Annotated in this window: 12 protein-coding genes and 6 pseudogenes; 10 read left to right on the top strand and 8 right to left on the bottom strand. The window is 60.4% G+C overall.

Features of this window, described 5'->3' with window-relative positions; all coding sequences use genetic code 11:
* The first annotated feature begins 559 nt into the window (after window positions 1–559).
* Entirely contained in the window at window positions 560–1474 is a 915-nt protein-coding gene (locus tag CKW40_RS30360; RefSeq protein ID WP_095203455.1) for a DUF72 domain-containing protein, read from the top strand.
* 173 nt (window positions 1475–1647) lie between these two features.
* Here CKW40_RS30360 and tnpC read toward each other — a convergent pair.
* The 4 genes and pseudogenes from tnpC to CKW40_RS30340 form a co-directional block, all read right to left on the bottom strand.
* Window positions 1648–3179 (bottom strand): annotated as a pseudogene (tnpC, locus tag CKW40_RS30355) (IS66 family transposase).
* 69 nt (window positions 3180–3248) lie between these two features.
* Window positions 3249–3605: an IS66 family insertion sequence element accessory protein TnpB gene (gene tnpB, locus CKW40_RS30350; RefSeq protein ID WP_095203454.1), complete on the bottom strand. Its 357-nt coding sequence runs from the start codon at window positions 3603–3605 to the stop codon at window positions 3249–3251.
* The gene (gene tnpA, locus CKW40_RS30345; RefSeq protein ID WP_095203453.1) at window positions 3602–4048 is read right to left on the bottom strand and encodes an IS66-like element accessory protein TnpA; all 447 of its coding nucleotides are present in this window, start codon (window positions 4046–4048) and stop codon (window positions 3602–3604) included. Before tnpA ends, tnpB begins: the two co-directional genes overlap by 4 nt.
* Window positions 4049–4138: 90 nt before the next feature.
* Window positions 4139–4321: a DUF4337 family protein gene (locus tag CKW40_RS30340; protein ID WP_244571348.1), complete on the bottom strand. Its 183-nt coding sequence runs from the start codon at window positions 4319–4321 to the stop codon at window positions 4139–4141.
* On the opposite strand from CKW40_RS30340, the gene CKW40_RS45995 reads away from it, so the two are divergent.
* From CKW40_RS45995 to CKW40_RS30315, 6 genes and pseudogenes are all read left to right on the top strand, one after another.
* Window positions 4256–4534, top strand: coding sequence for a recombinase family protein (locus tag CKW40_RS45995; RefSeq protein WP_244571339.1), 279 nt, complete (start codon window positions 4256–4258; stop codon window positions 4532–4534). The genes CKW40_RS30340 and CKW40_RS45995 overlap by 66 nt on opposite strands.
* 368 nt (window positions 4535–4902) lie before the next feature.
* Complete coding sequence (locus CKW40_RS44000; RefSeq protein ID WP_179298170.1) at window positions 4903–5067, top strand: hypothetical protein; 165 nt, start codon at window positions 4903–4905, stop codon at window positions 5065–5067.
* Between the two features lie 113 nt (window positions 5068–5180).
* Window positions 5181–5408, top strand: a complete 228-nt coding sequence (locus tag CKW40_RS30330; RefSeq protein ID WP_095203452.1) for a hypothetical protein — start codon at window positions 5181–5183, stop codon at window positions 5406–5408.
* A 122-nt stretch (window positions 5409–5530) separates the two neighbouring features.
* Window positions 5531–5785 (top strand): annotated as a pseudogene (locus CKW40_RS30325) (transposase); the annotation flags it as partial.
* A gap of 236 nt (window positions 5786–6021) precedes the next feature.
* Window positions 6022–7375 (top strand): annotated as a pseudogene (locus tag CKW40_RS30320) (IS110 family RNA-guided transposase).
* A pseudogene (locus CKW40_RS30315) lies at window positions 7376–7720 on the top strand (IS3 family transposase); the annotation flags it as partial.
* 28 nt (window positions 7721–7748) lie between these two features.
* On the opposite strand, the gene CKW40_RS30310 reads toward CKW40_RS30315, so the two are convergent.
* The 3 genes from CKW40_RS30310 to CKW40_RS30295 form a co-directional block, all read right to left on the bottom strand.
* On the bottom strand, window positions 7749–8291 hold the full coding sequence (locus tag CKW40_RS30310) for a hypothetical protein (RefSeq protein WP_143748392.1): 543 nt from the start codon (window positions 8289–8291) through the stop codon (window positions 7749–7751).
* Between the two features lie 85 nt (window positions 8292–8376).
* Complete coding sequence (locus CKW40_RS30305) at window positions 8377–8733, bottom strand: hypothetical protein (protein WP_095203450.1); 357 nt, start codon at window positions 8731–8733, stop codon at window positions 8377–8379.
* Between the two features lie 431 nt (window positions 8734–9164).
* Window positions 9165–9350 carry a hypothetical protein gene (locus CKW40_RS30295; protein ID WP_095203448.1) on the bottom strand — a complete coding sequence of 62 codons (186 nt, stop codon included), beginning with the start codon at window positions 9348–9350 and terminating at the stop codon, window positions 9165–9167.
* Between the two features lie 286 nt (window positions 9351–9636).
* Here CKW40_RS30295 and CKW40_RS45785 point away from each other — a divergent pair.
* The 3 genes and pseudogenes from CKW40_RS45785 to CKW40_RS30280 all read left to right on the top strand — a co-directional run.
* Window positions 9637–10149 (top strand): annotated as a pseudogene (locus CKW40_RS45785) (thermonuclease family protein); the annotation flags it as partial.
* Window positions 10076–10447, top strand: a complete 372-nt coding sequence (locus CKW40_RS45780) for a transposase (protein ID WP_439331013.1) — start codon at window positions 10076–10078, stop codon at window positions 10445–10447. The pseudogene CKW40_RS45785 and the gene CKW40_RS45780, both read left to right, overlap by 74 nt.
* Window positions 10448–10493: 46 nt before the next feature.
* Complete coding sequence (locus CKW40_RS30280) at window positions 10494–11531, top strand: IS110 family RNA-guided transposase (protein WP_095203472.1); 1038 nt, start codon at window positions 10494–10496, stop codon at window positions 11529–11531.
* Between the two features lie 831 nt (window positions 11532–12362).
* Here CKW40_RS30280 and CKW40_RS30275 read toward each other — a convergent pair.
* Window positions 12363–12557 (bottom strand): annotated as a pseudogene (locus CKW40_RS30275) (outer membrane protein); the annotation flags it as partial.
* Window positions 12558–12686 lie beyond the last annotated feature (129 nt).

Raw genomic sequence — 12686 nt, 5'->3', positions numbered from 1 at the left:
GCCACCCGGTGCAGTTCGCCGCCCTCCCCCGGATAAGGGTCTGATCATGTCGTAGTCGGTGGACTGAAGCCGCGCAATCAGGGCTCCTCACAGATTCGATACGCCAAAGAGGGGTACGACACGTTGCTCATTCAGGCCGGTACGGCGATTTCATCACGCCGGCGCGGAGCCCTCAACTCCTTCAATCTCATTCAAATTGACCGTCCGGAAATCCATTTGGAATGTCGAGAATGGCTGGCGTCACGCGAGAGGTTCGCAGTTGGCGCGCGCTATTCCTTCAGGTTGGGTGCAGATGGGTGGGAAAGCTTGAGAAGCTGAATCGGGGAAATATGCACCTAAGGGCTTTTTGCAGGCTCGAATCGACAACAGGCGTCAAAACATTCGCTGACATTCCGATAACAAAACGACCATCCGACGGGACTTTCGCGGACGGTTTCGAGGCCGCGTCGCCACCGTCTACCCGGGGTTCCGTTTCTACTGGACGCCGTCCGGAACCGGCACTTCAGGCAGTAAGGAGCCATCATGCTGTGCCCGCGTTGAGGCACGGAAGGATAATTTCATGAGTATGGAAGCCACCAATCGGAAAGAAATCGGACCCGATGAGCGTCGCGAACGGCGGAGGTTGCGCAGAGAGAAGCAGCGAATTGAGAACTTTGGACGTGCCGAGAAAATGCATCTCGCCCGCTTGGCTGGGGCAAATGTAGAGCGCGGGCAGGGCGTGCCGTCTCTGGAGGATTCTGCCTACGTCGGATGCTCGGGATGGTTTTACTGGAAATGGCGGGGACAGTTTTACCCGACGGATCTGCCCACCAGCGATTGGTTCAATCACTACGCGAAACAGTTCGATACTGTCGAAATCAACGCGTCCTTTTATGCCTGGCCAACCGTCACAAATGTCAAAGGCTGGGCTCGGCAAGCTGGCAACCGCAGTTTCGTCTACACAATTAAGGTCTGCGAGCTGATCACTCACATCAAGAGGTTCAAGGGCACCAAGACCCTCGTGATGGATTTTGGAATGATTGCCGATATCCTCTGTGAGCGAATGGGCTGCTTTCTATTCCAGCTCCCGCCCAGCTACCATTTCACAAAGGCGAGGCTAAACGGCATCCTCGGCCAACTCGACCCGGCCCGCCGCAATGTGGTGGAGTTTCGTCACGCCAGTTGGTGGAACGAAACTGTTTACTCGGCCTTTCGTGAGACGGGCACGATCTTTTGCTCATGCAGCGCGCCTCGTCTTCCGGATGTCTTGGTACGGACAGCAGATGATGTCTACGTGCGACTCCACGGTCCAGAGCGCTGGTACCGGCATGATTACACCGGTGACGAGCTAACCAAATGGGCCAACAAAATCCGAGCCAGCGGCGCAAAGAGAGCTTGGGTTTATTTCAACAACGATTATGAGGGCTTTGCGCCAAAGAATGCGCTGACAATGCGACGCTTGCTGAAGGTACAACCGTCAGATCGCCGGCGATGAAAGCATGATGAGGGTTCCCACTCACGTGATTGGAAAAGCCCGCGCTTAGGTGCGGATCCTCAGCTTCGACCAGGTCCTGATCGGCTTTGTGATCTGCGAGTTCGAACGTGGCTGATATGATTGCGGCGGAATGACCACGTCTGCAACCTAGTGTTTGAACGTAAGCGGTGTTCTCAGGCCACGGCCTTGAGTTCGATCGCTTGGATGTAGGCCCAAGGCAACAGATCGTCGATTTGGCTGTCGGGTGGCCGTTGACTATCCTGGTGAGGACATCGGTGAGATAGCCGAGCGGCTCGACGCCGTTGAGCTTGCAAGTTTCGATCAGCGAGGCGATGACGGCCCAGTGCTCGGCGCCGCCATCGGAGCCTGCGAAGAGCGCGTTCTTGCGGTTGAGTGCGATCGGGCGGATTGCGCGCTCGACGGTGTTGCTGTCGATCTCGATGCGGCCGTCATTCAGGAAACGGGTGAGCCCTTCCCAGCGCGAGAGTGTATAGCGGATGGCTTCAGCGAGCTTCGTTTTCTGACTGATCAGGCCGAGTTTTTCGCGCAACCAAGGTTCAAGATCGGCGATGATCGCAACGGTCTTTTCCTGGCGCACGACACGACGTTCGTCGGCTGGTCGGCCGCGGATGCCGTCCTCGATCTTGTAGAGCTCGGCGATCCGTTTGAGCGCCTCGCTGGCGATCGGCGCGGGGCCGGCAGCGGCCAGTTCATAGAAGCGGCGGCGCACGTGTGCCCAGCAAAAAGCGAGCGTCACGCCGCTCTTTTCGGCCAACACGCGATAGCCGCCATAGCCATCGACCTGAAGGATACCGGTGAAGCCTGCGAGATGAGCAATCGGACGCTCGGCCTTCCGGTCGGGTGCGTAGACATAGGCGACGCCCGGCGGGTCGCTCCCCTCCCATGGCCGGTCATCGCGGGCATAGGCCCAGAGCTGCCCAGTCTTGGTCTTGCCGCGGCCGGGATCGAGCACCGGCGCCGTGGTCTCGTCGGCGAACAGCTTCGGCGAGGCCTTCAGCCTGCCAAGCAGCCGCTCATGCACCGGACGCAGATGCCATGCGGCGCGACCAACCCAGTCGGCGAGCGTCGAGCGATCCAGATTGATGCCTTGTCGCGCATAGATCTGCGCCTGACGATAAAGCGGCAGGTGATCGGCATATTTGGAGACCAGGACCTGGGCAACCGTCGCCTCGGTCGGATGGCCGCCCTCAATCAGCCGGGCCGGCGCGGGAGCTTGAACAACTACGTCCTCACAGGCACGGCAGGCATATTTGGGCCGGCGCACGACGATCACGCGCAACTGCGCCGGCACGATGTCGAGCCGCTCGCTCACGTCTTCGCCGATGCGGTGCAGTCCGTTGCAGCAGCACGGGCAGGCGTGGTCCTCAATGTCGACGACCACTTCGACGCGGGGCAGATGGGCTGGCAGAGCGCCGCGGTTTGTCCGGCGCTTCGCGATGCGCGCGAGACGCTCGGCGGGAGCAGACTGTTCTTCGTCTTCCTCGCCGGCGGCCTCGATCTGCTCGGCTTCCTCGAGCCCCAGCAGAAGCTGGTCTTCCGGCAACGTCTCGGCGCGGCGGCCGAAGCGGTGACGCTGCAATTCCTTGATTATCTGGATCAGTCGGGCATTCTCGACGTCGCGCGCCAGGACCATCGCCTTCAGCGCATCCGGATCGTCGGGAAGCTGGTCCGCCGTCGTCGCCATGAGCGGATCAGACCATATTCACTGAGGCCGGGCGACAGCGGAATCGGGGCTGATTCACTTGGTCGCGGATCAGGCCGCTTGCGCCGGAACGCGGGTCCGGCGGGCTTCATGGACCCGCCGCCAGTCGAGACCTTCGAGCAGCGCCGACAACTGTGCGGCCGTCAGCCGCATTATGCCGTCATGCACTTTTGGCCAGCGGAACTCGCCATCCTCCAGGCGCTTGGCATAAAGGCAGACTCCGGTGCCGTCCCAGAAGATCAGTTTGATCCGGTCGGTCCGCTTGGCCCTGAAGACGTAAATCGCGCCGCTGAACGGATCGGCCCCCATCGTCTCGCGCACCAGCGCCGCCAGCCCCTCCGCACCCTTCCGGAAGTCGACCGGCTTCGTCGCCACCATGACTTTGACCGCGCCCGTCGGCCCAATCACGACGTTGCCTTCAGTGCGCGGATCACCACCGCCACCGTCTTCGCGTCGGCGCCACGGCCCACCCGAATGGCGACGCCGTCGATCTCCAATTCGATCACGCCGGCATCTCGGGTGGCTTTCTGCTTCCGCGATCGTTGCGGCCGTTTTGCCGCCGGCCCCGGCATCGGCGCTGCAATCACCGCCGGCACGAACAAGGGTTCCGATGCGGGCACTTCCGCCAAGGGCTGCCGAGCCGCCCGACGCCAGGCGAACAGTTGCTGCGGGGACAAAGCGTATCGGCGCGCCACCGCGCTCACGGTCTCGCCGGTTTCGTAGCTCTCCGCCACGATGCGCGCCTTCTCATCCGGCAACCATTCGCGCCTCCTGCCGGCGCCGGTGAACACCTCAAACCGCCGCGCAGGCTCGTGATCGCTGGATTTAAGCGTAAGCTCTGAAATCGTCATGTGTCGTAGCCCTCAAAGGCTCCGAACATCATCCATCACGTCCACGCGCGAAAGGTGCCCCCAGAACAGCGCTACGTTTGAACCGCGCGCTCAGTTGTAGGCGAAGCCGGCCGCGATCAGCCCAAACCCGCCCAAGGCGAGCGACCCAATCCACGGCCAACGCTTGCCGTGCATGATGATGGACAGCGTCGCGACGGCGATCGAAATGTGCAGAAGCGTTACTGCGAATGTCAGGACGTGATGTCGATGCGCCCGGACGTCGCTGTCGTGCAGTTTTCCATCGACTTGCTTTTCAAAATCGACCGCTTTGGCCTGAGCGGCATGGCCTTCGACCTGTCGTCACCGCATGGGCGGATGCTAGCGACCTTCCTCTCCGGCATCGCGGAGTTCGAACGCGACCTGATCAGCGAACGGGTCAAATCCCGGCCTCGCCGCAGCAAAAGCACGCGGCAAAAAACTCGGCCGCCAAGCTGGCGACCGACCTAAATCAGATCCCCTTGCGCCAAAGGTCATCGCGTTGAGCGCAGAAGGGCGAAGCTACCGTTGGATCGCGCGAGATCTCGGCATCAGCAAGAAAACCGTCGCTGACATCTTCAATCACGATAGGCTTTCCTCAGCCAAAGGGGAGATCACGTCATGACAAGGCGATCAGGGCGTCCCCCAAGGGAGGCGGTTTAGGGGGGGTAGACTCGCGATGAACTGGAACTTCGAACAGGCTTGACGGACCATTAGCCATATCTAAAGTTTGTGCCTGCGGCAGGTGCCCTCTATCGCCTGCTGAAGATCGGGCGATGGCCTGATCGGCCCGCGTTCTCCGCCAGAGGCGCGGGCTTTTTACTGACCGAAGGGAAGAGATGACAGATAAGCCCGTTACTACCTACGTCGTCAGCGTTTTCGAGAAGCCGCATTGGCGCACGGTGCTGACCACGGACGACAAGGCCAAGGCACTGGGCTGGGCGAAAGAGATCGGCGACAGCGTCCGAGTCGAGGAGATCACGCCGAAGCCGGAGCGGCGCTGACCCACCTTGGCCGATATCAATCGCTTGGCGACAGAGATGGACATCAGACCGTTCATCGACGGAACAGAGGATGAAACCGTACGTTCTGTGTTGACCCAAGGGAGCGAAATCAAATGATACGCAAAATCGCAATCACTACGGCGCTTCTCAGTCAATTTACTGTGTCGGCCATTGGGGCCACCGAACAGTGGTGGGTGGCGAAAGACGCGGTCTCTAAGCAGTGCGAGGTGGTCACGAAGAAGCCTGACGGAACCCTGGTTATTGACCTCGCGAAGACCACATACAAAAGCGAGGCGGAAGCGAACGCTGCAATGAAGAAAATGCCAAGCTGCAAGAAGTAACTAAGCTCGTGGTCTACCGAACAGCGTTAGTTACCATCCTTGTCCGACACGAAGGCCTTATTGGCCTGCTGCCGGTTTCGTGGACACCGAGATAAGGTGTTTAACGGAACTGGAGAGTTGGAATGCAAAGAAGGAAGTTCAGCCGCGAGTTCAAGCTTGAGGCGGTGAGATTGATCAAGGATCGGGGCGTTGCGGTGGCCCAGGCTGCCCGCGACCTCGATCTCCACGAGAATGTGCTGCGCAAATGGGTTCGCGAGCTGTCGACCGATCCGCATCACGCGTTTCCCGGTCATGGGCAGATGAAGCCGGAGCAGCAGGAGATCGACCGGCTGCGTAAGGAAGTGGCGAAGCTGAAGGCGGAGCGCGACATCCTAAAAAACTGTCACGGGCCATGCCCCGCCTGTGCGCCGTAGAAACAGCCCATGCTATTCTCGGACCTCGGAGGGTAGCGGCCGTCAGCTTATTGGAGGCACAGTCCCCGTTAAAAAACGTGGTCCATGGGTGCATGCGAACTTGAGAGTGGTGACGCCGTTCCTGCGGTGATCCCGATTAGGAAGATGAAGATTTAGCATAGCCCAGACCCTCCTGCCGACAATCGTATGGAGGATTTGCTATGCCCAAAAGGAAGACCGGTGACCGCCCGGAATTGAAGCCGGTCAATGCTGGTGCCGCTGGCATCGACATCGGATCAAAAATGCACATGGCAGCGGTCGACCCGGGCTGCACTGATACGCCAGTGCGAGCGTTCGGCACATTCACGCAAGACCTGCATGATCTGGCGGACTGGTTCAAAGCGTGCGGCGTGACCAGTGTCGCGATGGAATCCACCGGGGTCTATTGGATCCCGGCCTATGAGATTCTTGAGCAGCACGGGTTCGAGGTCATTCTGGTCAATGCGCGTTACGCCAAGAATGTGCCTGGGCGCAAAACAGATGTCAGCGATGCCGCGTGGCTCCGCCAGCTTCATTCCTACGGATTGTTACGCGGGAGTTTCCGTCCTGATGCCGAGATCGCAACTCTGCGCGCCTATCTGCGTCAGCGGGAGCGGCTAGTGGAATACGCAGCCGCCCATATCCAGCACATGCAGAAGGCCCTGATGGAGATGAATCTGCAACTTCACCACGTTGTCTCCGACATCACCGGCGCGACCGGTATGCGGATCATCCGAGCGATTGTAGCGGGCGAGCGCAATCCCGATGTATTGGCAACCTACCGCGATGTGCGCTGCCATTCCTCTATCGAGACGATCCGCGCTGCACTGGTGGGCAACGACCGGGACGAACATGTCTTCGCCCTGACCCAGTCGCTGGAGCTCTACGACACCTATCAGGCCAAGATGCTCGACTGCGACCGGAAGCTGGAATCCTTGATAGCGGCGCTGAGTGACAAAGGGGCAAAGCCGATCGGCAAGCTGTTGAGGCCGCGGGTGAAGACCAAGCAGGTCAACACACCGTCGTTCGATGTTAGGGCCGCGCTATATCGCGTCCTCGGCGTTGATTTGACCGAGATCCATGGGTTGGGTCCGTCACTTGCGTTGAAGCTTATCGGCGAGTGCGGCACGGATCTGAGGGCATGGCCGAGCGCCAAGCACTTCACCTCCTGGCTGTGTCTCGCGCCGGGCAACAAAATCTCCGGCGGCAAGGTGCTCTCTTCGCGCACGCGGAGGTCGTCAAGCCGGGCAGCAGCGCTATTTGACTATCGGGCGGAGCGATACGGCGCTCGGAGCATTCTATCGTCGGCTGTCCTCTCGTGCAGGCAAGGCGAAGGCCGTGACGGCGACCGCCCGCAAAATTGCGGTCCTGTTCTACAACACCCTCAGCCACGGCATGACCTACAGGGATCCGGGTGCCGACCACTATGAGGAACAATATCGCAGCCGTGTCCTCGCCAATCTGAAGCGGCGCGCAAAATCGCTGGGCTTCGTTTTGCAGGCCGTTCCCTGCGACGTCGAGGTTGCTGTTTCTTAGGAAGGCCGCAGCCTACTTCCCGAGGGAAGTGACATGAGGTTCGCTTTCATCGCGAGGCGCCGGAACATCTGGCCGGTGGCATGGCTGTGCAGTGCGCTGGACGTGTCCCGCTCAGGCTTCCATGCCTGGCTCAACCGCAGTCCCAGCGCCCGCTCCCGCCATGACGAGATCCTCGTTTCCAGGATCGACCGCAGCTTCAAGAGCAGCGACCGCACCTATGGTTCTCGTCGCGTGTGGCATGACGTGCTGGCCGAGGGGCTTTCCTGCGGCCTGCATCGTATCGAACGTCTGATGCGGGAGAACGGTTTGCGGGCCCGGCCTCGCCGTCGCGGACTACATTGCGACGTAGTGATCTGACGCGGCGCGAGCTAGGTCAAAAGGGCGAACGGCCGGCCTGACAGGTCGGAAATAGAAAATCGACGGTGGAATGGGGAACCAGTCCCCTTGATGCGGGCCCGCCCCTATCGATGCTCCAGTACCACAGCGCGAATACAATCACATTGGTCGACCAGATATTCGCCGCGTCGATCAACAGCGACCTCGCGTCCCCAGCGTGACCGCCGAGCAAAGCGCGCAATAGGAAATACAGGGCGACGAAATTCATGAAAGTAACGAGTGCGGTCAGCACCAACGCCGCACGGCGGATTAGGCGACGCGTGCGCCCTGCAAGTTGGAAGTGCATCTCGGTCGTGGCATTCTTGACCTGATTGTGCACCCAGGCCGTAGCAAACGATAGCGGCAAAAGGAGCAACAGCTCCGCCATAGGCGCCGCCCACCGGGGGCCAAGCGAGAAATTATTGACCAGCAACAATTGCAGGGTAATCACTAAAACGACTGCCCCGCGCGCGAGCCAGAAATCGTGAGCGTGGGTCAACAGTACCCGGTGGTTGTCTTGTGAGGGTTGATGGGGGATCACGGATGCCTCGGCGCCGTACACCTGTCGGAATTGGCACTATAGCAGCCATCTCGCTGCGACAGGCCGCGTGACCGGGCGTTATTGATTACTTGTAGAACCAGCGATCCCGGTCGCGCACATGTGCATTGAGGGAGAGGCCTAATAGCAGACCTGATGCGACGCCGAGAATAAAGGCGGTCGACACCGTACCCGGATTGTCTTGGACGGCACCAGAAACAGATTGAGCACCGGTCCGAAGCGCCTGAGTTGTACGGCCCGCCGGATCGGCGACGCTGTCATACCAACCTGTGGCTTCCTCGACCGCGTCTTCTGCTCGCCCTGCCAGCGTGCGATTGATTTTGTTGATTTCCCGCTTCAACTGGGCAACCTGCTTCTCCAAGACTTCCTGTGCTTCGCGCTGCGTCGCTCTCGGCGTCGCGGCTTGATTTTGGTCATCGGCCATGTTCAGACTCCGTGATGATTGTGAATGCTCAACGGCTAGCGGCTGCGTAAGGTTCCTGTCAGAGAAAAAGCCCGCCGCCGTGAGGCAGCGGATCGGCGACACTATCGAATTAGGGAACCGGCGCGGGCATTGCGCATTAATTGCGCATGCTTGAAAAGATCGCTTTCGTAGCCCTTATGGTCCAGGTCGCAGTCTTGGCAACGCTGGTAACTCAAGCGGTTTTCGTGATGTCGTACGCTTCTGAGGAGACCCAGCCCGCCGGAGCGGCTGTGGTCAAGCAAATTGAGTGCGCCAAGGCGACATGGCCAAACATACCCGCTCATTGCCTGGAGCGTGGCGGCTCAACGAAATTCGTCAAGACGCTCGTCCTTACGGCACAAAACTAAAAGCCCGCTACCGTGAGGCAGCGGGCCAAAGTCTTCCCTGCTGGATCAGCGAGTGGCGGCCTTGCGCTCGTTCAGCACCACCTGATGGCAAGCCGCCATGGTGCCCACCATCCGCTCTCCCCTATCGCGGGCGATCGTCGCCAGCGCGCAAAGCTTGTCAGCCGAGGCGATTCGCGTGCCGTCCGTCCGGACGAACTCCTGATCGTTGGCTTGCTCGCAAAGGACTTCCAACAGATGGCCAGAAGTCCGATATCGCCTTCGAGGTCGTTGAGATTTTCAGAAGGGCCGGTCATAGCGCACCAGCACTTCCTGCGACTTGAGATCGTCGGGCCACACGACCGTTTCACATGATGAAGCAATTTGCGGCAGGAAATTAAGTTCCGCTAATACTGGCGCGAGCGTGGCTCTCGTGGCTAACGACCTAATGGCTGTTTCGAAAGCGAGACCACTTCGGCTTCATCCCTGATACCGGCCATATAGTTCGCGATGATGCGGGAGGCGAGCGCGCCGCGCGCATCTGGCGATTGCTCATCAAGGCGCAAACTTCAACGGCATAGCCGCGCCGGAGAGCAAGCAGTGCTGCGACGACGTCAAGGGCTTCGAATACCCATGCGGCCGGCGATCGGCCGAAGCGCTCGACACGTTTCTTGCGGCCTCGAGGCCGGTCCACTGCACGTTTGTGGATTGGGACCGCTATCACCGCTTCGTCGGCGACTGCCGGCGTGCTGATGGCGCCAGCGTCGCCGCCTGGATGGTTGAGCACGGCCAGGCGCTGGATTGGCCCCGCTACAGCCACGGCGCCTACGCCGCGCAGCAGGCAAAGGCAGAGGCGGCAAAGGTCGACGTATGGATCGGTGCCTTCCAGGTGCCATGGGAGTGGCGCGCAACGCATGCCGACGGCGCTGCGCCATCGAGCCAGCCGCTCGGCGTCATCAGCCGCAAGCTGGTCGCGCAAAGTGGCTATTCGTGCGAGCCGCGGCGAACGTGCAAGCAGATCAGTTCGTGCGAAGAGGCGCGCTGGTATCTCGAGAACTGCGCGTGGGGCGGGAAGCTTGACCGCGACAAAGACGGTGTCGATCCGACGACCAGAAAGGCTTCGAAGTCTTGCCCGCCGCTGGGTAGTCGAGCGGACCTTCGACTGGATGACACGATGGCGCCGCCTCGTGCGCGACTACGAGCAGCGCATCGACGTCTCACATGCCATGATCCTTGTCGCAATGGGCGGCATCTCATCCGCCGAAACGCTCATCCGTGAATTTCAAACAGATGGGGTGATTGGGGTCTCTGCCGAGCCAGCTGATGGCGCGGCTGCTCCTGTCGAAATGTGAGAACGTGGTCGATGTGAGTCGCCACAAACATTTGGAAGGAGCAGCCATGAAGTACTTTGCCGGACTGGACGTGTCTTTGGAAGAGACCTCTATTTGCATTGTCGACGAGACTGGCCGGATCGTGAAGGAGGCGAGAGCGTTGAGCGATCCGCAGGCGTTGTGTGAAGCGCTGAATGGGACCGGCTTGCCGCTTGATCGGATCGGCCTGGAAGCGTGCTCGCTGACGGCCTGGCTTCACGATGGACTGCACGCCGAAGGCTTGCCGGCGACCTGCATCGAGACGCGGCAGGCCAACGCAGCGATGAAGACGATGCCCAACAAGACCGACCGCAATGACGCCCGCGCGCTGGCGCAGATCATGCGCACTGGCTGGTATCGGCAGGTGCATGTCAAGAGCAGGCAGTGCCGTCTGTGGCGTTCGCTGCTGGTTGCCCGCCGCACGGTGCTGAACGAGATGCGTTCGATCGAGAACGTAGTGCGGGCGATCCTGCGCGAGGCCGGCGTAAAGCTGGGCCTGCCGTCGCGCAGCGCGTTTGCCGGCCGCGTGCGTGAGTTGACGGGCGCTGACGCCGAGGTGATGGCGATGGTCGAGCCGCTGCTTGCAATCCTCGGTGTCATGTTGAGAGAGTTCGCCCGCCTGACGAAGCAGGTTCTCGACATCGTCCGCAATGAAGAAGTCTGCCGGCGGCTGAAGAGCGCGCCGGGCGTCGGGCCGATCACCGCGCTCGCCTTCCGCGCCACGATCGACCGGCCTGAGCGGTTCGGCTCCTCGCGGGCGGTGGGGGCGCATCTGGGGCTGACGCCGGCGCGCTACCAGTCCGGCGAGACCGACATCCAGGGAAGGGTCAGCCGATGCGGCGATGAACTCGCCCGCACCGCCCTCTACGAGGCCGCCCACACGCTGCTGGTGCGCTCGAAGAAATGGTCCAGCCTCAGGACCTGGGGCCTGAACATCGCCAGGCGCCGCGGCATGGCGCGTGCCCGCGTGGCGGTAGCGCGCAAGCTGGCGGTCCTTCTGCATCGCATGTGGGCCGAGGCAACCGAATTCCGCTTTGGAAAACGGCCTGCCGCGTTGGCGGCGTGAACCGAGGCCAATCAAAGGAACACGCACCACGAACAAAGCCTTTACCCGAAAGGGCGATGCCTGAATCGTTCCGTGGGGACGATGGGCGAGGCGATCTCGTTGAGAGTCCCGAACCTGCCGGCAAAAACTCGGCAAGGTCGTGAAACAGATTGAGACGCCTCGCTCTCCTGACCCCATCATGCGGCGGCCAGAGCGCCGACCGCGAAGAGAAGCGAGCGACCTGCGGGACGGTCCAGAAAAAAATGCAGGAGTACCTTGACCTAAACGACCCCAATCAGAGAGGACTCTAAGCAGGCCGCGACCAGTGAGCGCTCCCTTCCATCCTAACACCGAGCACTGCGCAGATACAGTAGGTTCAATTGCCTGGAGCGTTGCACCTCAGCCATCGGGCCACTCGGTACGCCATTTTCCGTCAAGACCTTGGACCAGCACCTCGGCTCCATGTCCTAGAGAGGCCGCGCTGGTCGCCGCGTTGATCGCGGCCAGTATAGATCAGAGTGCGTCTCGTATGAGTAGTCTTTGTCGTCGAACCGGACCTTCCATCGATCCGCGTCTTTCGCCACGTAGTATCTGACATTTGCCAAAAGCTCCCCCCGCATAAGCAATGCCTAACAAATCATGGTGGCTGACGCACGGCAATGCCTGGCATGCCATGGCCTTCATTCAGCGCCGAGCTTTCACTTTTGCGCAATTTTCCGAAAGCGCAGCAAGAATGTTAATCGCGAGATTCGAGTTGGTGCTGCCCGGAAAGGTTTATTGGTAGCCAGGAGAACAGGTGACCAACAAAAAACCCCAGAATGCCGGCGCTGAATAGCTGGCGATTTGCAGCAGTTAGAACTTGTAGTTCAGGCCGATGCGAACGGTGTGGAACGCGATCTTGTCCGTGAGGGTGGTAGGGCCGACGGTGACAATGTCCCATTTGCCAAGATCGGTGTAGAGATATTCCGATTTGATCGTCCAGTTGGTGTTGATGGCGTATTCGACACCGGCGCCAACAGTCCATCCAGCCTTGGTCTTGGATCCGCTGAAAAATGGCCCGGTACGATGGGCTTAGCGTCTGCCGCGACCATGCGTGCAGGTCACCTGAGATCGCTACCGAGTACCAAAAGACCGCAGCGGTCTTCGGTACGACGCCAATCTTGCTTTTGCTAGAAT

Origin of the sequence: Mesorhizobium carmichaelinearum (assembly GCF_900199455.1) — a bacterium.
In the GTDB taxonomy this organism is placed as follows: Bacteria; Pseudomonadota; Alphaproteobacteria; order Rhizobiales; family Rhizobiaceae; genus Mesorhizobium; species Mesorhizobium carmichaelinearum.
The sequence above is the reverse complement of the archived record's forward strand: the minus strand, read 5'-3'. Positions and strand labels throughout refer to the sequence as shown.

Bases quoted from the DNA above. Each gene is read 5' to 3' on its own strand.
- CKW40_RS30280 (WP_095203472.1), top strand. From the start codon at position 10,494: ATGAAGTACTTTGCCGGACTGGACGTGTCTTTGGAAGAGACCTCTATT.
- CKW40_RS30305 (WP_095203450.1), bottom strand. From the start codon at position 8,733: ATGGCCGATGACCAAAATCAAGCCGCGACGCCGAGAGCGACGCAGCGC.
- CKW40_RS30360 (WP_095203455.1), top strand. From the start codon at position 560: ATGAGTATGGAAGCCACCAATCGGAAAGAAATCGGACCCGATGAGCGT.
- tnpA (WP_095203453.1), bottom strand. From the start codon at position 4,048: ATGACGATTTCAGAGCTTACGCTTAAATCCAGCGATCACGAGCCTGCG.
- CKW40_RS44000 (WP_179298170.1), top strand. From the start codon at position 4,903: ATGACAGATAAGCCCGTTACTACCTACGTCGTCAGCGTTTTCGAGAAG.
- CKW40_RS30330 (WP_095203452.1), top strand. From the start codon at position 5,181: ATGATACGCAAAATCGCAATCACTACGGCGCTTCTCAGTCAATTTACT.